Origin of the sequence: Pseudomonas sp. RIT-562 (assembly GCF_026241895.1) — a bacterium.
Lineage (GTDB): Bacteria > Pseudomonadota > Gammaproteobacteria > Pseudomonadales > Pseudomonadaceae > Aquipseudomonas > Aquipseudomonas mandelii_F.
The window spans coordinates 170,640-191,079 of record NZ_JAPJIV010000006.1 but is presented as its reverse complement, the minus strand read 5'-3'; the positions used below and the strand labels follow the sequence as shown (position 1 = coordinate 191,079).

Annotated in this window: 15 protein-coding genes; 2 read left to right on the top strand and 13 right to left on the bottom strand. The window is 59.4% G+C overall.

Annotation, left to right across the window (positions count from 1 at the left end; genetic code table 11):
- Positions 1-3 precede the first annotated feature (3 nt).
- The 9 genes from ORL50_RS10570 to ORL50_RS10530 all read right to left on the bottom strand — a co-directional run bounded on the left by ORL50_RS10570 (position 4) and on the right by ORL50_RS10530 (position 10,884).
- Entirely contained in the window at positions 4-1,644 is a 1,641-nt protein-coding gene (locus ORL50_RS10570; RefSeq protein ID WP_266013750.1) for a BatD family protein, read from the bottom strand.
- Complete coding sequence (locus ORL50_RS10565; RefSeq protein WP_266013747.1) at positions 1,641-3,392, bottom strand: VWA domain-containing protein; 1,752 nt, start codon at positions 3,390-3,392, stop codon at positions 1,641-1,643. Before ORL50_RS10565 ends, ORL50_RS10570 begins: the two co-directional genes overlap by 4 nt.
- A complete protein-coding gene (locus ORL50_RS10560) occupies positions 3,389-4,468 on the bottom strand; it encodes a vWA domain-containing protein (protein WP_266013744.1) in 1,080 nt (359 codons plus the stop codon). The genes ORL50_RS10565 and ORL50_RS10560 overlap by 4 nt, the downstream gene beginning before the upstream one ends.
- A complete protein-coding gene (locus ORL50_RS10555) occupies positions 4,461-4,955 on the bottom strand; it encodes a DUF4381 domain-containing protein (protein ID WP_266013741.1) in 495 nt (164 codons plus the stop codon). The genes ORL50_RS10560 and ORL50_RS10555 overlap by 8 nt, the downstream gene beginning before the upstream one ends.
- Positions 4,952-5,896 (bottom strand): DUF58 domain-containing protein, encoded by a 945-nt coding sequence (locus ORL50_RS10550; protein ID WP_266013738.1) that lies wholly within the window; start codon positions 5,894-5,896, stop codon positions 4,952-4,954. The genes ORL50_RS10555 and ORL50_RS10550 overlap by 4 nt, the downstream gene beginning before the upstream one ends.
- Before the next feature lie 5 nt (positions 5,897-5,901).
- Positions 5,902-6,861 carry an AAA family ATPase gene (locus ORL50_RS10545; protein ID WP_122839725.1) on the bottom strand — a complete coding sequence of 320 codons (960 nt, stop codon included), beginning with the start codon at positions 6,859-6,861 and terminating at the stop codon, positions 5,902-5,904.
- 171 nt (positions 6,862-7,032) lie between these two features.
- Entirely contained in the window at positions 7,033-8,748 is a 1,716-nt protein-coding gene (locus ORL50_RS10540; protein WP_266013731.1) for an ATP-binding cassette domain-containing protein, read from the bottom strand.
- Between the two features lie 33 nt (positions 8,749-8,781).
- Positions 8,782-9,957, bottom strand: coding sequence for a YcaO-like family protein (locus tag ORL50_RS10535; protein WP_266013729.1), 1,176 nt, complete (start codon positions 9,955-9,957; stop codon positions 8,782-8,784).
- A 573-nt stretch (positions 9,958-10,530) separates the two neighbouring features.
- The gene (locus tag ORL50_RS10530; protein WP_266013726.1) at positions 10,531-10,884 is read right to left on the bottom strand and encodes a hypothetical protein; all 354 of its coding nucleotides are present in this window, start codon (positions 10,882-10,884) and stop codon (positions 10,531-10,533) included.
- A gap of 503 nt (positions 10,885-11,387) precedes the next feature.
- Between ORL50_RS10530 and ORL50_RS10525 the strand changes: the two genes are divergently transcribed.
- Positions 11,388-16,289 carry an NAD-glutamate dehydrogenase gene (locus ORL50_RS10525; RefSeq protein ID WP_266013724.1) on the top strand — a complete coding sequence of 1,634 codons (4,902 nt, stop codon included), beginning with the start codon at positions 11,388-11,390 and terminating at the stop codon, positions 16,287-16,289.
- A 179-nt stretch (positions 16,290-16,468) separates the two neighbouring features.
- Here the strand turns inward: ORL50_RS10525 and ORL50_RS10520 are convergent, their stop codons facing one another.
- The 4 genes from ORL50_RS10520 to pdxR all read right to left on the bottom strand — a co-directional run bounded on the left by ORL50_RS10520 (position 16,469) and on the right by pdxR (position 19,774).
- On the bottom strand, positions 16,469-17,179 hold the full coding sequence (locus ORL50_RS10520) for an ATPase (protein ID WP_266013721.1): 711 nt from the start codon (positions 17,177-17,179) through the stop codon (positions 16,469-16,471).
- 225 nt (positions 17,180-17,404) lie between these two features.
- Entirely contained in the window at positions 17,405-17,824 is a 420-nt protein-coding gene (locus ORL50_RS10515) for a cupin domain-containing protein (RefSeq protein WP_266013718.1), read from the bottom strand.
- A 98-nt stretch (positions 17,825-17,922) separates the two neighbouring features.
- Positions 17,923-18,216: a putative quinol monooxygenase gene (locus tag ORL50_RS10510; protein WP_266013716.1), complete on the bottom strand. Its 294-nt coding sequence runs from the start codon at positions 18,214-18,216 to the stop codon at positions 17,923-17,925.
- A 124-nt stretch (positions 18,217-18,340) separates the two neighbouring features.
- Complete coding sequence (gene pdxR / locus ORL50_RS10505; protein WP_266013714.1) at positions 18,341-19,774, bottom strand: MocR-like pyridoxine biosynthesis transcription factor PdxR; 1,434 nt, start codon at positions 19,772-19,774, stop codon at positions 18,341-18,343.
- 207 nt (positions 19,775-19,981) lie between these two features.
- On the opposite strand from pdxR, the gene ORL50_RS10500 reads away from it, so the two are divergent.
- Positions 19,982-20,422 carry a carboxymuconolactone decarboxylase family protein gene (locus tag ORL50_RS10500; RefSeq protein ID WP_266013711.1) on the top strand — a complete coding sequence of 147 codons (441 nt, stop codon included), beginning with the start codon at positions 19,982-19,984 and terminating at the stop codon, positions 20,420-20,422.
- Positions 20,423-20,440: the final 18 nt, after the last annotated feature.

The window sequence follows — 20,440 nt, the reverse complement described above, 5'->3', positions numbered from 1 at the left end:
GGGTTATTTCGGGTACAGCGGTGGAAGACCACTGTCGCCCACCGGATCTTGCGTCCGCTCGGCAACCGGGATGGCCTTGATCGCGCGCCATAGATCCTCCCCCTGCCAATACTGGCCGGATTCGCTGTACAAGGCGCCGTTCAACCCATCCAGGGCATCCGACAGCGGGACGAAGCGCGCTGCCATGTCGGCCAGGGTTTCCGGTTGTTGGCGAGCCCAGGCATCCAGTGCCTGGCGGGTGGCGTGGGAGTCGTTGGCCTGGCAGGCACGCTTGAGCTCGTCGAGCACTGTGCGCGGGCTCGGGCCAGTCTGCGCCGCCCGCAGGATTGCCGGCTGCCAGCGGGCGCGCCACCACAGGCCGAATCCCAGGAAGGTGGTGCAGGCCAGGATCAAGGTGCTGAGTTTCCACCACCACAGGCTTTCGCTGTCAGCGTTGCTCACGGCTTGTGGGCTGCTCGCCGGCGTATCGACCACCAGGCTTGGATTGTTTGCCACCTGCAGGGTTTGTGCAGGCAGGCTGGTGTGTTCCAGGTGGTCTTCGAACGTGTTCCACCAGACCACGTCGACCGCAGGCAACTCGATTGCCCCGCTGCGGGTCGGTACCAGGGCTTCGCGCTCCTCACGGCTGCCGATCAGGCCGCGGTCACCGTTCTGATTGGCCAGCACCGGTTGATCGGGATAGCGGCGCAACCCGCTGATCTCGGTCGCAGGCAGCGGCGGCAGTTGCGAACTGGCCAGGCCTTCGACTTTCAGCGTCAGGCTGCGGGTCAGTGAATCGCCCACCTGAGCCTGGTCGGCTGGTGGATTCCAGCTCTCGCTCAGGCTGACGCTGCGCGCGGGTAACCACGGTACGTCGGCGGGCCAGGTCGCGGGTTTGGCCTTGACGTCGAGCAAAATCGCGGCGGAACCCACACGCATCAGCTTGCCGGATTTCGGCGCCTGGGCTTCACCTTCCTGGGCCGGTTGGGTATCGACCAGCGTGGCGCTGAACTCCTGCGCTGGGATGGTCAATTCGCCGCTGTGTTGCGGGTAGATGGCGTAGCGCATCTCGATCACGCCATGGCGCAGGTCATTGATGACTTTCTCGTAGGTCCGCGACTCGCCCAATTGTTCGATGCGCGCATCGGGTATCTGCAAGGGCGTCAGGCTACTGTCATCGTACAGCGACACCGAGTGATAAATGCGCAAGGTCAGGATCGCCTGGGCCTGCACGTACACGCTGGTCTGGTCCAGGCTGACTTCAAGGAACACCGGTTGCAGCTTCTTCGCGCCGTCCTGGGTTTCGCTCTCGACCACTTGCACGGTGAGAGGCTCGCTGTGCGCATCACCGAGCTGCAACGACGGGATGATCACGCTGCCGTTCTGGCGCGGCAGCAGGGTGACGATCCAGCGCGTAGTGGCCTGGTTATCACCGTTGAGGGTATTCAACTGGTTGACCTGGCGAGTACCGCGTACTTCGAAGAACGCCTCCAGTGGTGCCAGGTCCGGCTTGCCGAATTGGGTCACATCGTCCGATTCCAGGGTCAGCTCCACGGTTTCACCGGAGCTCAGGCGACCGCGATCGACGCTGGCAACCAGGCTCGCCGCCTCGGCCTGAACAGTGCAGCACAGCAGTGCGAGTAACGTGACGGTGCAGCGGTTCATCGAGTGGTTCCCTGATCCTGATGTTGTTGCTGTTCGTACCAGAATTTACGCCTGAGTAACTCTGCCGGGTCATCCGGGATCTTGCGCAGCCATTGTTCGAGGGCCTGGCGTTGCTCGCCGTCAATCGCCTCGGAAGTCGGGCGCAGTGGCGGGATAGTGTGCTGCTCATCTCCCAGCTCGCTGCCGGGAACTTCATTGGTCCCGGGTTTTGGCACAGTGGTGGGCTCTTCCTCGCCAGGCTCGGCGTTGGCCTGAGGCGCTTCGTTTGGCGGTTCACCTTCGCTGGTCGCCTGAGTGGGCTGGGTCGCTGCGCCAGGGACCGGCTCGGCTTCGGCAGCCGCTGGCGGATCCTCCGGTGCCTGCTGTGATTGGACCGGCGGCGGGGCGTTTTTCTGCTTGAGCAGGTCTTCCACCAATGCCTTGTTGGTCAACGCCGGACGCAAATCCGGCTGGCGTTCCAACGCCTGTTCATAGGCGTCCAGCGCTGCTTCGAGTTCACCGCTGCGCGCCAGGGCATTGCCTCGATTGTAGTGGGCATGGGCGTCGTCGCCCTGGGCAAACCGCTGGGCGGCGCCACTGTAGTCGCCGGCTTCATAGAGCGCCACACCTTGCCACTGCGGATCTTCGAAGTGCTGCGCAGCCTCGGCTGGGTGTTTTTGCTTGAGCAGGTGCAGGCCTTGCTGGTCCGGGCGCAGCCACAGGTCTTCAAAATCGAAGGCGTAGCTGGGCTGCGGCAGCAGGAACAGCAGCGGCAGGCAGAACAACCAGCCGCGCCGCCCGGCGCAGGCCGCCAGTAACAGAAGTGGCAATAACAGCCAGTAACCCTGATCCGCCCAGGTATCGAGGCGCAGGGTCTGGCCGTCATTGCGCAGTGACCGCGGGCCGTCAAACAGTCCCAGGGCGCGCAGGTCGGTATCTGCCAGGCGAGCATGCCGATAGCGGCCATCCAGGGCGTTGGCGAAGGCCTTGAGGCTGGGCTCGTCAAGCCGTGGCACGAGGATCGCGCCCTGGTCGTCCTTGAGGAAACTGCCGTCTTCCTGGGTGATCGGCGCGCCTTCGGCGGTGCCGATACCGAGCATCAGGAACTGCGTGGACTTACCGCCCAGTGCCTGGCGAATACCCTGGCGTTCCTGCTCGGTGAGGTTTGAGCCGATCAGCAGAATCCGCCCGTCGCCAAGCGCGGCCTGTTCGAGCAGTGTCAATGCCTTGGCCACCGCCAGGTCAGCGCGGTGCCCGGCCTGGGGCATCAGCGAGGGCTTTAGGGCATCCAGAAGATTGCGACTGGTGGCCAGGTCATCGGACAGCGGTACCAGGGTGTGAGCGCTGCCGGCATAGACGACGATCGCGGTTTGCGCATCGCTGCGATGTTGCAACAGATCGAGCAGCTTGCGCCGGGCTTGTTCCAGACGGTTTGGCGACACGTCGGTGGCAAGCATTTCCGGGGTCAGTTCCAGCAACACCACCAGAGGGTCAGCCGGCTTCTGGCTGGTTTGCTCGACGCGCTCCCAGCCTGGCCCCAGCAAGGCCAGAAGTCCCAGCGTCCAGGCCAGGCCCAGGGCGACCCAGGGCAGCTTGCTGTCGCGTCCACTGCCGCCGCTGAGCAGCGCCGCATGGAAGGCGGGGGGCAATATCATCTGCCAGCGCCCGGCACGTTTTTGCCGGTGCCATAGCTGCCACAGCAACCAGGCCAGCAGCGGCAATACCAGCAGCCAGGCAGGACGAAACCAGAAGGGCCAGAGCGCGCTCATCGACGTCTCCGCAGGCGCAGGCGCTCGAGTCGCTTGCGCCAGTCGGGCAGTGGCGATTGCATGAACAGATCCTTGGTCAACAGGCGTTGCAGCAGGTTATTCGGCCAGCGTTCGCGCACCACCAGCAACATGCTCAACACCAGGGCCAGCGCCAGTGGCCAATGATAAAGCGATTGGGCGGGGCGGGCCTGGGTCGGCTGCTGAGTCACCGGCTCCAGCTGATCGAGAGTGTCCTTGATGGCCTCCAGCTCCTGGCCGTCGCGCGCGCGGAAATAGCGACCCCCCGTGACTTGGGCGATCGCCTTGAGGGACGGCTCGTCCAGGTCCAGGCTCGGGTTGACTCCGAGGAAACCTGCAGTGCCGCTTTCCTCGGGATCGGCGCCAATGCCGATCGGGTAGATCTTCACGCCCTCGTTGGCAGCCAGGCGCGCGGCAGTCAGTGGATCGATCTCGCCGCCATTGTTGGCGCCGTCCGTGACCAGGATCAGCACGCGGCTGTGGGCCGGACGCAAGCGCAGGCGTTTAAGGGCGAGGCCGATCGCATCGCCGATGGCGGTGTTTTTGCCGGCGATGCCAATGCGCGCCTCGTCGAGCCACACCCGGACGGTGCGTCGGTCAAAGGTCAGCGGGGCCTGCAAGTAGGCCTGGCTGCCAAACAGGATCAGGCCGACCCGATCACCCTCGCGTCCTTCGAGGAAGTCCCCCAGCAGGTGCTGGACCAGGTCGAGACGACTGACGTCTTCGTCCTGCCAGCGCATGTCAGGGAAATCCATGGAGCCGGAGACGTCGACCGCCACCAGCAGGTCCCGGCCACTCGCGGCGATCGGCAGCGGTTCGCCGAGCCACTGCGGGCGCGCCGCCGCTATCAGCAACAACAGCCATAACAGAATGAACGGTGCCTGCTGGCGCCACGCCGGAAGATTGGCCCGGGCGCGGCGTCGGGCCAAGCCTTCGAGATCATTGAGGAAACTGACTTTCAGTGCGGGCTCGCCACTGTCGGCCACGGGCAGCACCACCCGCATCAACCAGGGCAGCGGCAGCAGGACAAATATCCACGGCCAGGCGAACTCAAACATGTTTGCGAATCCAGGTGTCGATGGCCTGGGTCAGACCGGCGATGGCCTTGTCGTCCAGTTTGCACTCGGGTTTGTAGGCGCCTTCGACCAGCACCATCCAGCGCGTCAGGCCGGCAGCCGGGCAACGGTTATCGAGGAACGCCAGCCATTTGCGCCCGTTGAGCGTGTGGCTCTGGCTGTAGGGGTAATGGTTGCGGCACAGACGCTTGAGCAGTCCGTTGAGTTGCTGCAGCCAGGCGCCGGCCGGGGCGCCATCGTAGGGTTTGGGCATGAGGGCGAGCTCGGCCAGGGCGGCGACGCGCACTGGGTCCAGCGGTTGTTCGGCACGCACGATCGGGCGCTTGCGCACAATCCACCGGCGCAGCTGCCACAGGCCGAAGCCGATCAGTGGCAACAGCAACAACATGAGCCACCAGCCGGGCGCCGGCGGCCAGAAACCAATCGGTGAGGGGGTGATCAGCGGTTGCAATTGATCGAGGCTGCTCATCGACCTTTCCCCGGTTTCTGCGGGTTGAGGTACTCGCGCAGTTGTTCGACCATCTCGCTTTGGGTGCTCAGCGGCATCAGCAGCACCCGCAACTTCTGCGCCAGCAGTTCCCAGCGGGCGATGCGTGCGTCAGCCTGGGCTCGATAAGCCTGGCGCAGGTCAAAATTCAGCGTGTCGAGCTCCAGTTGCGCACCGCGCTCGGCGAAGCGCAGCAGCCCGGCGGCGGGCAGCGCATGATCAAGGGGGTCGGACAGCGGGAGCAGCAACAGGTCGCAATGACGCGATAACAGGCTCAGCTGTTGCTCGGAGCCTTCCGTCAAGGCGCGCTCGTCACAGATCACGATCACCAGGCTGCCCGGGCGCAGCACTTCCCGGGCGCGGCGCAGGGCCAGGTTAAGGGCGTCGCGATTGGTCTCGCCTTCGGTGTGCAGCGACTGGTTGACCCGTACCAGGCGGTTGAGCAGTTGCAGCAGGCTCTGCTTGCTGCGTCGCGGCTTGATCTCGTAGTGCTCGTTGTCGCCGAACACCAATCCGCCCACTCGATCGTTATGGCCCAGCGCCGCCCAGCCGATCAGGCTCGCGGCCTGGGCGGCGAGTACCGACTTGAACATCAGGCCGGAGCCGAAAAACAGCCGGCGACTCTGCTCCACCATGATAAAAATCGGCCGCTCGCGCTCTTCGTGGAACAGCTTGGTGTGGGGCTCCTGGGTGCGCGCGGTCACGCGCCAATCGATGGTGCGAACATCGTCACCGGCCTGGTACACCCGCACCTGATCGAAGTCCACGCCACGGCCGCGCAACTTGGAATGGTGCAGGCCGATCAGCGGGCTGCGCTGGCTCGGTGTGGAAAACAGCTGCACTTCGCGCACGCGGTGGCGCATCTCGATCAGCTCGGCAAGGCTGACTCGAATGCCCGGCTCGGGTAGCGGGAGGCTGTTCATCAGGGTCAAGCGACGGCTACGACGTCGAGGATCCGCTGGACCACCCGGTCCTGGTCAATGCCTGCGGCTTCGGCTTCGAAGGACAGAATGATGCGGTGACGTAACACGTCGAACAGTACTGCCTGGATATCTTCCGGGCTGACGAAATCGCGACCTGCCAGCCACGCGTGAGCCCTGGCGCAGCGGTCAAGAGCGATCGAACCCCGGGGGCTGGCGCCATAGGCGATCCATTCGGCCATTTCCGGATCGAACTTGCCTGGGGTGCGAGTAGCCATGACCAGTTGCACCAGGTACTCCTCCACGGCGTCAGCCATGTACAGCCCGAGGATTTCCTTGCGCGCAGCGAATATCGCCTGCTGGCTGACCCGGCGTTCGGGCTTGGTTTCGCCGTTGAGCGCTTCGCCGCGGGCCTGCTGCAGGATACGGCGCTCGACTGCGGCATCGGGGAAGCCAATCTTCACGTGCATCAGGAAGCGGTCAAGCTGGGCTTCGGGCAGCGGATAGGTGCCTTCCTGCTCGATGGGGTTTTGCGTCGCCATCACCAGGAACAGCGGCGACAGGTCGTAAGTGCTGCGCCCAACACTCACCTGGCGCTCGGCCATGGCCTCCAGCAACGCCGACTGCACCTTGGCCGGTGCGCGGTTAATTTCGTCCGCCAGCACCAGGTTGTGGAAGATCGGCCCTTGCTGGAACACAAAACTGCCGGTTTCCGGACGATAGATTTCCGTGCCGGTGATATCGGCGGGCAACAGGTCGGGGGTGAACTGGATGCGGTGAAACTGCGCTTCAATGCCTTCGGCGAGTTCCTTGATGGCCTTGGTCTTGGCCAGTCCAGGAGCGCCCTCGACCAGCATGTGGCCGTCGGCGAGCAAAGCAATGAGCAAGCGCTCGATGAGTTTTTCCTGGCCGAGAATCTGCGTTGAAAGAAAGGTTCGCAGCGCTAGCAGCGCTTCACGATGTTCCATCGATGACTGTTCCTGGAAAGGGCGACCGCAAGCGTTCCGATAACGCCGAGGGCTGGGGGCGTTACTTTAATGCATGGCGGGGGGTGGCGACTAACGGCTTTTTGCGTGAAGTGAGTGGATTTGAACTCGCTTTGGCCTCTTCGCTAGAAAATAAGCACAACCGTGCCGATGCTACTGCTCGGTTTGAAGGTCGCTCAATATCCGCTTGATCGCTGTTCGGTTGACCAGTTCACTCCAAGGCCCGTCACCAACAATCACGCCATCCTTCATGACGATCACTCGATCAAAGCGGTACAGATGGGGTAGGTCATGGGTTACGCAAATCAATCCGCGCTGGGCAAACGTGTCGAACAGGAGGTCCCACACCGCGTTGGTCATTTTTGGTTCAATCGAAGCGCTTGGCTCGTCGAACAAATTGAAACGCCCAGGCTTGTTGATAAGGCGTAGCAGTGAAAGGCGTTTGGCTTCGCCACCGGAAATGTTGGAAGCGTTTTCGCTAATGCTCCGATGAGACACGATTTTCTCCAGGCGCAACCGTGATATCGCTTGCAGCAGATCGGGTATGACCTGCGCTCCGAATAGAACCGACTCTTCAAAGGTTCCCTCCAAAAAACGAGGCTGTTGGGGGCAATATCTCAAAGCATTCAGATGGGTTTGCGCGGTCAGATTGGAAATGGGCACTCCGTCAAGGGTCAGCTGATTTCTGATCGAGCTATCCAGTCCAGCGATAGCTTCCAGTAACGTCGATTTCCCCGCACCGCTGGGGCCTGTAATTGCCACGGATTGAGCTTGCCTGAAGGTGAGGCTTTGCCTGATAGATAATCGAGCCTCAGCATTGTCAGCCGGCAAGCGCGGGCGCAGTACGAGTGTCGAAGGGGCGCTAAATGTGGCATTTGTCTGTCGTTCACAGTGATCGAAGTTGGGTAGTGACAACAGTCCCTGCAGCCGGCGCTGGTCTGCAAGGAACTGATCCAGAACCCTATAACCTTCCGTCAATGCAGCAATATTGAGAAGATAACTTCCTGCAATGGAAAAAATAGCCACCAATTGCCCGACACTGATGCTCGGCTGGTTCGACAGATGGTCGACGACACCCCATCCCAGCAATCCGCCCGTGGACAGGCTAATGAACAGAATCCTGGCTGCGCTCAAAAGTCCGCTGGAGGTCGTCGCGGTAACTGCGGCCTGGGCGTAGCGCTCAAAGGCTTGGTTTAACGGCCGCATTGCCATGCGCGCGGCATTTTCCAGCTTTATAGCTTTGCCAGCGTTAAGTGTGTTGAACAGAAGGGCGCTGAGTTCGTCTTCTTGCTCATTGACCGCATCGATATGTTTCCTGCGCCACCTAATAATTTTGTGGGTGGCTAAAAGATAGACAATGCCAAGTCCGGTCATCGCGAGGAACACTTCCATGCCCCCCATGTAAAGGAAGGCACCGCCGACAATCAAAAACTCGATGCACATTGGAAAGGCTGCGGTGACAAAGAACGTCAGCAGCTGCTCGTGAGCTGTTATTCCACGCTCAACTGATTTTATGAAAAGCCCGACGCGCCACGAGCTGAATTGCGAAAACTCCTTGCGCATCAGATCTGCCATCCACATGACGGAGGCATTCATCACAATGTTCTGCACCAGTCTTGAAAGAAAAAACATTTGCAATGGGCTAATAACGGCATGAGCGATGCCAGCGAGAACCAATCCTGCAGTTAGTCCCAGTAGCGTATTCTGGTTTGCATCGATAGCGCTGTACAACGCGTCGACTATTTTTCCTAATAGGAGAGGAGGGGCGAGCACTATTAGCTTTAGTGCTATAAGAGTGGCTATTGTTGATATTAGTAGCATCGGATGCTTTGCATAAGCGGTTTTGATCAGGTTTTGCATTGGGTGCATGTTGGCTGTCCGTGGATTTTTTCGTTGATTGAATCAAACTCCTCGTAAGATATGTTGCGGTGCAACAAGTAATCCATTTCTGATGATGTTGAACCGCTCAAGCCCAGGTATATAAGTTTGGCTGACAATGCTGTTTTTCGAAAAGCGCGCAACCGTTCTGCGAAATATTTTTTTATTTGTATTTAGTAGGGTTTTACTCAATGCATATATTTGCTCTGGCACAGTGCTTTTTGCGCTTGGTAAGTCTTCATTAATCGTAGGTAGCTTTAAATTTTTAATGGGTGAGAAGTCGATAAGATGCTTGAGGTTTTTTGAGCCGGAAAGAATTTCAAGGGTTTTTCTATCGCTGGCCTCCTCGGTAGTGTCATAAAGTAGATCGGATTGCAGTTGCTCGGTAACCGCCCTCTGGATGGCAGTGCAGATATCTAAAGAGCAACCTGAGCCTATAGGTGACAAATGCAGATCTCCAGGGCCGTTTTTAGGGAACGCCACCGAGAAATAGACGGACATTAAATCTTTTATGATAATGATTTGTAACTTGTCCGCCAGTTCTAGTGCGCTTTCATTGTTCTGAAGCGATTTTCGCAGCAAAGCTTTGGAGGGCTTATACAATCTAATTTTCGGGCCGATTGCGCATACGGCCATGAAAAAGAGAGATAGGATGTGTCGTTCAATAATCTCAAGGGTTCCATGCAGCAAGGCTTCGGCCTCTGTGCAGCCGTAAGCAATGCCCGAGTTGGAAGAGTAGCGATTCAGGAATTTTGTCGCTGAACTGTTTTTGCTGGGGGTATTGTTCGCTGTTTGAGGGGAAAGAAGAATGCTCGGAATAAAAATGGTTTCATTGTTGTCGAGTGTTGTAAGTTTGACGCACTCGATCAGCTCGTCGGTCAGTGGTAGGTTTGTTAAAAGCCCGTCGTGTGTGGCGGCTTTCTGAGTTGCAATAATATCGGAGCGCTGCCATACCCTATCGTCTGTAGGTAAGTGAAATGTGCTGAAATGCTCAATGCTTTCAGCCAATGCACCTACCAGCGCATCCGGCCCCTTTCCTGAGCCCGACTCAACAAGGTTGTTGTGTTTGTCAAAGAGCTCGGCTGTTGCCACAAGGTTAGTCGGATCCGCGTAGTGCGCAACGGGATGGAGGCCTAGTGTATGAATTGTAGACATGATAGTAAACAGGGCTTCGGACGATGTTATTTCGCGCTCGAACATAAAAAGCCTCTTGAAGTGATGAATGCCGAAGGGGCCCCTTCGGCATTGTTCTGCGGCTACTATTAACCGCGAGCTTTAGTCAGCCAGGGATTGGAAAAAGTCAGCTTCAGACAACAGCCAATCTTTCGGGCCCCAAGGCGGTCCAGTCATCGTGTTTATTTCAGAACGTTTTTTGCCCATGTTAACCAACTCCTTTGTTATTGATTTTCAAGCGCTGCGTCAGCGAGCGCTTCACTTGCGCGGTTTGTTTCGCAAGTCACTAATTAATAGCAGGGAGGCTATTGGTGGGGAAGATTAAAACGTCCGATACTGGTGTAGGTGGCGTCTTGTCATTAGGTAGGAAAAAAGTCGTTACATTTCTATTTTTGTTGATATGCGCGTGTTTTTATTTTTTATTCAGTAGCTTGAGGTGTTTAAAGTATTTTGAGCTGGGTGGGTGAGTTGGTTGATTTGACTTGGAGGTGGGGGGCAGTCATTGAGAGTGGAAGCGCGCGACAGAGTGGAAGATCGCGAGCAGGCTCACTCCTACAGGGAGTGAGCCTGCTCGCGATGAGGCCGGTAAAGCGACTGAAGTTACAACTCGCTCACGTAAGTGCCCGTCCCCTTGAGAATATTCTGCAAAGTCTCCTCCACCTCAGCCAAATCACCTGCCGCAGTGCTGTGAGTGATCTCCAGCGAATCATCCCCATTCAGTGCGTCGGCATCGCCTGGCGCAATCTCGATCAGCAGCCGGGTTGGGCTCAGCGTGACTTTCACCCCATCCAAAGTCGAAGGCTCACCGTCCAGGGTGATATCCAGCGCGTCTTCGTCCGGGTAACGAGTCATCAGGAACATTTCGCCCTGGTCGCTGTGGCAGGCGAGCATGGCCATGTTGTCTTCTTCGTCATCGCATGGGTTGACGATCAAGAGAGAGGTGGTCATTTGCATGGGGAAATCCTGGCTCGGCGAGCGTTGTGGAGGCGAACAAAGGGCGATTCTGCCAGTCGGCGGGAATTTCTGCTCGCCTGAGTGTCAGAGGATGTGTCGTGAACATCCGGGGTGTTACTGGTCATTTCTGGTACGGATGTACCGCAAAAACGGGCTTAAACCTGCCGTTTTGGCGTGCGGCTGCTAGTGTTGTTCGATGCACAAGGCGCAAGCTGCGTACCGATGACCGAATATGTCGCAGCACCGCAAGCAGGCACATTGTCGCACTCGTTAAGCTGCGCATCGAATGGATACCTGTAAAGACATTGCGCAATCGATCGCCAGTGGTTTTTGCAGATGCCCATTCATGGAAGGTGAATGTGACCCGAGTGTCTCGTCCAGCTTCACCCACCTGTCTCCCTGTTTCCTCTGCCCGAGAATCAGGAACAGGGTGACGGATCGCCCCGAAAGGGGTTTTGCACGCGACGCTTCCATCAATAACAAGCCCAAGCGGAGTACCACAGATGGCGTTCTTCACCGCAGCCAGCAAAGCCGACTTCCAGCACCAACTGCAAGCGGCACTGGCGCAGCACATCAGTGAACAGGCACTGCCACAAGTGGCGCTGTTCGCTGAACAATTCTTCGGCATCATTTCCCTGGACGAGCTGACCCAGCGTCGGCTGTCCGACCTCGCTGGCTGTACCCTCTCGGCATGGCGCCTGCTTGAGCGCTTCGATCACGCGCAGCCGCAAGTGCGCGTCTACAACCCAGATTACGAACGCCACGGCTGGCAGTCGACCCACACCGCGGTCGAAGTGCTGCACCACGACTTGCCGTTCCTCGTGGACTCGGTGCGCACCGAGCTGAACCGTCGCGGCTACAGCATCCATACCCTGCAAACCACTGTGCTGAGCGTGCGTCGCGGCAGCAAGGGCGAGTTGCTGGAAATCCTGCCAAAAGGCACTCAGGGCGAGGGGATCCTGCAAGAATCCCTGATGTACCTGGAAATCGACCGCTGCGCCAATGCGGCCGAAATGAACGTGTTGAGCAAAGAGCTGGAACAGGTGCTCGGTGAGGTCCGCGTAGCGGTCGCCGATTTCGAGCCGATGAAAGCCAAGGTCCAGGAAATCCTGACCGGCCTCGACAACAGCCAGTTCGCTGTCGACGCTGAAGAAAAGAGCGAAATCAAAAGCTTCCTGGAATGGCTGGTGGGCAACCACTTCACCTTCCTCGGCTACGAAGAATTCGTGGTGCGTGACGAGGCCGATGGCGGCCACATCGTCTACGACCAGGACTCGTTCCTCGGCCTGACCAAATTGCTGCGCACCGGCCTGACCTACGATGACCTGCGCATCGAAGACTACGCCGTGAACTACCTGCGCGAACCGACCCTGCTGTCGTTCGCCAAGGCCGCGCACCCAAGCCGTGTACACCGTCCGGCGTACCCGGACTACGTGTCGATCCGTGAGATCGATGCCGACGGCGAGGTCATCAAGGAATGCCGTTTCATGGGCCTGTACACCTCTTCGGTGTATGGCGAGAGCGTGCGGGTAATTCCGTACATCCGCCGCAAGGTCGAGGAAATCGAACGCCGTTCCGGCTTCCAGGCCAAGGCTCACCTGGGCAAGGAACTGGCGCAGGTGGTTGAAGTACTGCCCCGCGACGACCTGTTCCAGACCCCGGTCGACGAGCTGTTCGCCACCGTGATGTCGATCGTGCAGATCCAGGAACGCAACAAGATCCGCGTGTTCCTGCGCAAAGACCCGTACGGTCGTTTCTGCTACTGCCTGGCCTACGTGCCGCGTGACATCTACTCCACCGAAGTGCGCCAGAAGATCCAGCAAGTGCTGATGGATCGCCTGAAGGCCTCGGACTGCGAGTTCTGGACCTTCTTCTCCGAGTCCGTGCTGGCCCGTGTCCAGCTGATCCTGCGGGTTGATCCAAAGAACCGCCTGGATATCGACCCGGTGCTGCTGGAAAAAGAAGTGGTGCAGGCTTGCCGCAGCTGGCAGGACGACTACGCCAGCCTCACCGTCGAAAGCTTCGGCGAAGCCAGCGGCACCAATGTGCTGGCGGACTTCCCGAAAGGCTTCCCGGCCGGTTATCGCGAGCGTTTCGCGGCGCATTCGGCTGTGGTCGACATGCAGCACCTGCTGAGCCTGAGCGAAAAAAATCCACTGGTGATGAGCTTTTATCAGCCTCTGGGCCAGGTCTCCGGCAAACGCGAGCTGCACTGCAAGCTGTATCACGCCGATACCCCGCTGGCCCTGTCCGACGTGTTGCCGATCCTGGAAAACCTCGGTCTGCGCGTGCTGGGTGAGTTCCCGTACCGCCTGCGTCACAACAATGGCCGCGAGTTCTGGATTCACGATTTCGCCTTCACCGCCGCCGAAGGCCTGGACCTCGACATCCAGCAACTCAACGACACCCTGCAGGACGCCTTCGTCCACATCGTGCGTGGTGATGCCGAGAACGATGCGTTCAACCGCCTGGTGCTGACCGCCGGCCTGCCATGGCGCGATGTCGCGCTGCTGCGTGCCTACGCTCGCTACATGAAGCAGATCCGCCTGGGCTTCGACCTGGGCTATATCGCCAGCACCCTGAACAACCACACCGACATCGCTCGCGAGCTGACGCGGTTGTTCAAGACCCGTTTCTACCTGGCGCGCAAGCTCACCGGCGACGATCTGGAAGACAAGCAGCAGCGCCTGGAACAAGCCATCGTCACCGCCCTGGACGACGTCCAGGTGTTGAACGAAGACCGCATCCTGCGTCGCTACCTGGACCTGATCAAGGCCACTTTGCGCACCAACTTCTACCAGACTGACGCCAACGGCCATAACAAGTCGTACTTCAGCTTCAAGTTCAACCCGCACCAGATTCCCGAGCTGCCGAAGCCAGTACCGAAGTTCGAAATCTTCGTCTACTCGCCACGGGTCGAAGGCGTGCACCTGCGCTTCGGCAACGTCGCTCGCGGCGGCCTGCGCTGGTCTGATCGTGAAGAAGACTTCCGTACCGAAGTCCTGGGCCTGGTAAAAGCCCAGCAAGTGAAGAACTCGGTCATCGTGCCCGTGGGCGCGAAGGGCGGCTTCCTGCCGCGTCGCCTGCCACTGGGCGGCAGCCGTGACGAGATCGCGGCCGAGGGCATCGCCTGCTACCGCATCTTCATCTCGGGCCTGTTGGATATCACCGACAACCTGAAAGACGGCGCGCTGGTTCCGCCGGTCAACGTCGTTCGCCATGACGATGATGACCCGTACCTGGTGGTGGCTGCGGACAAGGGCACTGCGACCTTCTCCGACATCGCCAACGGCATCGCCATCGACTACGGTTTCTGGCTGGGTGACGCGTTCGCGTCGGGTGGTTCCGCCGGTTACGACCACAAGAAAATGGGCATCACCGCCAAGGGCGCGTGGGTCGGTGTACAGCGCCACTTCCGCGAGCGCGGCATCAACGTCCAGGAAGACAGCATCACCGTGGTGGGCGTCGGCGACATGGCCGGCGACGTGTTCGGCAACGGCTTGCTGATGTCCGACAAGCTGCAACTGGTCGCAGCGTTCAACCATCTGCACATCTTCATCGATCCGAACCCGCAACCGGCCAACAGCTTCGCCGAGCGTCAGCGTCTGTTCGACCTGCCGCGTTCGGCCTGGTCGGACTACGACACCAGCATCATGTCCGAAGGCGGCGGGATCTTCTCCCGTAGCGCGAAAAGCATCGCGATTTCCCCGCAGATGAAAGAGCGCTTCGACATCCAGGCCGACAAGCTGACCCCGACCGAACTGCTGAATGCCTTGCTCAAGGCGCCGGTGGATCTGTTGTGGAACGGCGGTATCGGCACCTACGTCAAAGCCAGCAGCGAAAGCCACGCCGATGTCGGCGACAAGGCCAACGACGCACTGCGCGTGAACGGCAACGAACTGCGCTGCAAAGTTGTGGGCGAGGGCGGTAACCTCGGCATGACCCAGTTGGGTCGTGTGGAATTCGGCCTCAATGGCGGCGGCTCCAACACCGACTTCATCGACAACGCCGGTGGTGTGGACTGCTCCGACCACGAAGTGAACATCAAGATCCTGCTGAACGAAGTGGTTCAGGCCGGCGACATGACCGACAAGCAGCGCAACCTGTTGCTGGCGAGCATGACCGACGAAGTGGGCAACCTGGTACTCGGCAACAACTACAAGCAGACTCAGGCGCTGTCCCTGGCTGCCCGCCGTGCCTTGCCGCGGATTGCCGAATACAAGCGTTTGATGAACGACCTGGAAAGCCGCGGCAAGCTGGATCGTGCCATCGAGTTCCTGCCGGCTGAGGAAGCGATCAACGAGCGCATCGCCGAAGGCCACGGCCTGACGCGTGCCGAGCTGTCGGTGCTGATCTCCTACAGCAAGATCGACCTCAAGGAACAGTTGCTGGGCTCCCTGGTACCGGACGACGAATACCTGACGCGCGACATGGAAACCGCTTTCCCGCCAAGCCTGGTGAGCAAGTTCTCTGCCGCCATGCGCCGTCACCGCCTGAAGCGCGAAATCGTCAGCACCCAGATCGCCAACGACCTGGTCAACCACATGGGCATCACCTTCGTTCAACGACTCAAAGAGTCGACCGGCATGAGCCCGGCGAACGTCGCGGGCGCCTATGTCATCGTTCGGGATATCTTCCATCTCCCGCACTGGTTCCGCCAGATTGAAGCGCTGGACTATCAGGTGTCCGCTGACGTGCAGCTGGAGCTGATGGACGAGTTGATGCGTCTGGGCCGTCGGGCTACCCGCTGGTTCCTGCGTGCTCGTCGCAACGAGCAGAATGCTGCGCGCGACGTTGCCCACTTCGGGCCGCACCTCAAAGAGCTGGGTCTGAAGCTCGACGAACTGTTGAGTGGCGAAATCCACGAGAACTGGCAGGCGCGCTACCAGGCGTACGTCGAAGCCGGTGTGCCGGAGTTGCTCGCGCGCATGGTGGCTGGTACTTCGCACCTGTACACGCTGCTGCCGATCATCGAGGCTTCCGACGTGACCGGGCAGAACGCTGCCGACGTGGCCAAGGCCTACTTCGCCGTGGGCAGCGCCCTGGACATCACCTGGTACCTGTCGCAGATCAGTGCCTTGCCGGTTGAAAACAACTGGCAGGCCCTGGCCCGTGAAGCGTTCCGCGACGACGTCGACTGGCAACAACGTGCGATCACCATTTCGGTCCTGCAACAGGGCGACGGTTCCCAGGACGTGGAAACACGCCTGGCGCTGTGGATGGCAGAGCACGTGAGCATGATCGAGCGCTGGCGCGCGATGCTGGTGGAAATCCGCGCCGCCAGTGGCACGGACTACGCCATGTACGCGGTGGCCAACCGTGAGTTGCTGGACCTGGCCTTGAGCGGGCAAGCGGTAGTGCCTGCTCCTGCGACGGCCAGCGAGGAGCTGGAACCGGCGGCCTGATTAGGCGCTGAATGAAAAAACCCCGCATTGAGAGATGCGGGGTTTTTTTATACCTGATGCATTTATTGTGTCTGTATTGGCCTCATCGCGAGCAAGCCCGCTCCCACAGTGGACCGCATTCTAATGGAAAGACTCGGTCACCTGTGGGAGCGGGCTTGCCCGCGAAGAGGCCCTCTATGTCAATACAACTTCTGACCCTTGCTATTTTCCAGTATCGACACTTTTTCTGTCGGACTAGTCAATAAATTACTGAGCGACAGGTCAAACTTCTGCAATGCCCGAACTTGCACTTCCTGCTGCTCATTGATATCCGCCACTATCTCTTCGCTGCGCTTGTAATCAGCCCACAACGGGCTCAATGACTTGGCGTCGTACCCGCGTGCAGTGCCAATATAGTTAAGGTGACGGTCATAGAAGTGCGCACTGACATCCGCCTCCACATCCGAACTGCGCGAAGTAATCAACTGGCTGCGGGCATCAACGACTGCCGCCACATCCGGCTTGGCCGCGCGCAGGCTTTGCATGTCCGGATATTCCGTCACCGAGCCAAACTGACGTTGCAACGATGCCTTGACCCAATCCACGGCCATATCCGGCGCGGAGGTGGCCACGTAGGCGTCATGAATTGACTGCATTAGCAGGCTCTGGCCGAAGCCCGTCCCCGCGTTGGCGCGGTAGTCGTTGAGGTAAGCGCGGTTGGCCTGGGTATTGCCACTGTAGACAATGCCCACGGATTTGTCGGGCCCGCTGGGCACTCGCGTGGCAGCGCTGCGACCTACCGGTTGCGAGAATATCCCATCCAGGGACGCTACAGATTCGGGTGCAGTTGGAACAGAGCATCCGGTTATAACAAGTGTCATTGTCAGGGGCAGGGCCAGTGCAAGTTTCATGGTGTTACTCCAGTGAAACAACTTAATTCATGAAGTTCATCGCCGGCATCAATCCGGCAGTCATTCAAAGATTAAACCTGTGAGCTTTTTATGAAATAGCACTGGTGCCACCACGGAGGCACTCATTAGTTTTGTTCGGCGTAAAGATCGGAGATTTATCACCTGGGGAAATAAAAAGGCCCAATCAATTAAAATGGGCCTGATTATTTATACATCGCTGCGCAGCTATCCGTTTTTCAATGGGATCAACACTTGCTCTTCCGGCGACAACACCATGAACACCAACAGCTTGGCGGGTTGAGTCGCACTGGCGTTTTTTGACACAAGGTGTTCGGAGCCTGCCGGCTCATACCAGTATTCACCGGCCTTGTAGTTCACTGCCTTTTCGCCTTTCACCTGTGAAATGATCTCGCCGGAAAGGACATAGGCCATGGCGGTGCCTTCATGCTTGTGGGCGATGGAAGACTGGCCAGGTTGGTAGTCGACCTCGATCATCAAGGCTTTTTTTCCGGGTACGTTCTTCAGCATCTGGTCTTGCAGCACCGTGACCTTCTCCGATGGGTCGGCGTCGTGGGCCTGCGCAGCAGCGCAAATAGTCAGGGCCAGGGCAGCAAGGGGTGCAGCAAGGTAATTCAAGGCTTTCATGGTCGGTCACCTGAGGGTAGTGGGTTGTCCGAACCCACATTAGTGCGCAGGTGCACTCAAGCAAACAGCCAATTCCCGATAAGGTCAGGGGACCAATTTCAACGGATGGGGAAACTGTTGAAATCCACCGCATTAGCCAACTGGTTGTCGATCAGGCCGATAAAGCCCTGTACTTCGGGGCAGTTGAAGTGCGAGTGCATGGCGGCTTCCGATTGCCAGCGGGCGCTGACGTTCCAGCGGTTGCTGTCCTCGGGGCAGCGGTCGACCATATACGACTCGCAGCCTGGTTGCTGACGCAAGGTTTCGACAATTTTCTGCAGTTGCTTGCCCAGCTCTTCGGAGCAGCCGGCGGCAGCCTGCACTTGTACGGTATTGATCACTTCGGTAGACATTGCTCACACTCCTGAATCAGGCCGGACGAATCCTGCTCATTGAGGGAAAAACGCCTTAGCAGGATAGGCCTGTGTCCAGGGACCGCCAATAGCCAATCGCCGGATAAACCACTGTGCCAATCGATCAGGCGATCTGCTGCAGAATGTCGCGCACACGGTTTAGCGCAAGGTCGATGTCCAGCGTTTCAATGGCGCCAAAACCCATGAGCAGTCCATCCCTGGGCGCCCGTTGGTAGTAAAAGCCCTCAATCGGATAAAGCCCGACCTCGACTTTTTTCGCCAATTCCACCAGCAACGGCATATCGATAGGCACCTTGAACATCAGCACCATGTGAAATCCTGCGGTGGACGGCACCGCTTCGAGCCACGGCGCAAGATCCGTGGCAGCACGTTCGAGCAAGCGCTCACGACGCCCGGCATAGATCGTGTGGCAGCGCCTGATGTGCTTGAGCAGGCAGCCCTCGGCGATAAACTTGGCCAGCGCCCACTGGGGCAGGGTGGAGGTGTGCAGGTCAGTGAGCTGCTTGGCGCGAATCACCGCTTCCAGCAGGGCCGGTGGCAGGATCGTGTACCCCAGGCGCAACTCCGGTAACAGGGTCTTGGAGAACGTCCCGACGTAGGCCACGATGCCGCGCTCGTCCATGCTTTGCAGCGAGTCGGTTGGCCGGCCCTCGTAGCGGAATTCGCTGTCGTAATCGTCTTCGATGATGATCGCCCCCAGCTCGTGGGCGCGCTCCAGCAACGCGATCCGCCGTTGTGCACTCATGGGGATGCCGAGCGGGAACTGATGGGAGGGCGTGACGTAGATCAGCCGGGTGCCCAAGGGAATCTTGTCCACTTGAATACCTTCGCCGTCTACCGGCACCCCGATCACCGTCGCGCCGTGGCTGCCAAACAGCAGGCGCGCCGGGGGATAGCCGGGATCCTCCATGGCCACCAGGCTGCCAGGGCGGGTCAGCACCCGGGAGATCAGGTCCAGTGCCTGTTGCGCGCCGTTGCACACCACCACATCCTCATCCTGGCAGTTGACCCCGCGGGAAAAAGCGATGTGCCGGGCAATCGCGTTGCGCAGCGCCGGCAGGCCTTCGGCCTGGCTGTAGAAACCCTTGGAACCGGACATCTGGCGCAAGGCATGGGCCGTGCACCGCCGCCAATCGTCCTGGGGAAATTGGCCCTTGCTGGTGGCGCCGCCAATGAAGTCGTAGCGCAGCGAGCCTTCGAGCGTCGGGTGACGCAGGAACACCGGCAAATTGCGCCAGGACTCAATGACTTCGGCGCTCGCCAGGTCCGAGTGGCTCTGCTTGCGGGTGATTTTGGCCGGCCGGGCGTTGACATAGGTGCCCTTGCCGATGACCCCGGTGAGGAAGTTTTCGTAGGTCAGCTGGGCATAGGTATCGGAGATGGTCTTGCGCGAAATGCCCAACTGCTCCGCCAGCAAGCGGCTGGGCGGCAGCTGGGTGCCAGCGGCCAGGCGACCGGACTCGATGGCGCTGCGCAGTTGCTTGTACAACTGGCCGGCCAGGTCCTTGCGGCCGTTGATGACGACATGCAGTTCCATACCGGCAAGGCTCCGGGGCAATTTGTTGGGGGCGGATGCGATCGCGCAAGATTACCTGCATGAGCGCACCAGCAGTAGTTGCGTGGGTGAAAAAGCCCGGATTGGCCTGGCACCGGGTGGTCCACCGGAAATTCGCCGAATTGGACCTGTAACGCCCGGCGGTTCGCGCCTACCGTAAGGCGTATTTATCGGCCCGCGAGGCACGTCATGAATTCCCGCCTGGATTACTACAGCGCATCGCCCAAGGCGATGAAAGCCATGATCGCCATGGAGGCGCTCACCAGCAATCTCACGATCGAACCGCAGCTACTGCACCTGATCAAGATCCGCGCTTCACAGCTCAACGGCTGCGCATTTTGCACCGACATGCACTCGGTGGATGCGCGGCGCCTGGGCGAGACCGATCGGCGGCTCTATTCAATTGTGGTGTGGCGCGACAGCGGCTTCTTCAACCCCCGTGAACGTGCGGCGCTGGCCTGGACCGAGGCGGTCACGCTGCTCGCCCAGAGCCATGTGCCCGATGATGTCTACGCCCAGGCCCGGGAGCAATTCAGTGAAGCTGAAATGGTCGACCTGACCGTTGCCGTCACCACCATCAACAGCTGGAATCGCCTGGCCGTGAGTTTTCGCCAAACGCCTAGTTGTTGACCGGCGCAAGATGGTTAT

Excerpts from the sequence above, each read along its gene's own strand:
- ORL50_RS10570 (WP_266013750.1), bottom strand. The coding sequence starts at position 1,644 with ATGAACCGCTGCACCGTCACGTTACTCGCACTGCTGTGCTGCACTGTT.
- ORL50_RS10565 (WP_266013747.1), bottom strand. The coding sequence starts at position 3,392 with ATGAGCGCGCTCTGGCCCTTCTGGTTTCGTCCTGCCTGGCTGCTGGTA.
- ORL50_RS10560 (WP_266013744.1), bottom strand. The coding sequence starts at position 4,468 with ATGTTTGAGTTCGCCTGGCCGTGGATATTTGTCCTGCTGCCGCTGCCC.
- ORL50_RS10555 (WP_266013741.1), bottom strand. The coding sequence starts at position 4,955 with ATGAGCAGCCTCGATCAATTGCAACCGCTGATCACCCCCTCACCGATT.
- ORL50_RS10550 (WP_266013738.1), bottom strand. The coding sequence starts at position 5,896 with ATGAACAGCCTCCCGCTACCCGAGCCGGGCATTCGAGTCAGCCTTGCC.
- ORL50_RS10545 (WP_122839725.1), bottom strand. The coding sequence starts at position 6,861 with ATGGAACATCGTGAAGCGCTGCTAGCGCTGCGAACCTTTCTTTCAACG.
- ORL50_RS10540 (WP_266013731.1), bottom strand. The coding sequence starts at position 8,748 with ATGCACCCAATGCAAAACCTGATCAAAACCGCTTATGCAAAGCATCCG.
- ORL50_RS10535 (WP_266013729.1), bottom strand. The coding sequence starts at position 9,957 with ATGTTCGAGCGCGAAATAACATCGTCCGAAGCCCTGTTTACTATCATG.
- ORL50_RS10530 (WP_266013726.1), bottom strand. The coding sequence starts at position 10,884 with ATGCAAATGACCACCTCTCTCTTGATCGTCAACCCATGCGATGACGAA.
- ORL50_RS10525 (WP_266013724.1), top strand. The coding sequence starts at position 11,388 with ATGGCGTTCTTCACCGCAGCCAGCAAAGCCGACTTCCAGCACCAACTG.
- ORL50_RS10520 (WP_266013721.1), bottom strand. The coding sequence starts at position 17,179 with ATGAAACTTGCACTGGCCCTGCCCCTGACAATGACACTTGTTATAACC.
- ORL50_RS10515 (WP_266013718.1), bottom strand. The coding sequence starts at position 17,824 with ATGAAAGCCTTGAATTACCTTGCTGCACCCCTTGCTGCCCTGGCCCTG.
- ORL50_RS10510 (WP_266013716.1), bottom strand. The coding sequence starts at position 18,216 with ATGTCTACCGAAGTGATCAATACCGTACAAGTGCAGGCTGCCGCCGGC.
- pdxR (WP_266013714.1), bottom strand. The coding sequence starts at position 19,774 with ATGGAACTGCATGTCGTCATCAACGGCCGCAAGGACCTGGCCGGCCAG.
- ORL50_RS10500 (WP_266013711.1), top strand. The coding sequence starts at position 19,982 with ATGAATTCCCGCCTGGATTACTACAGCGCATCGCCCAAGGCGATGAAA.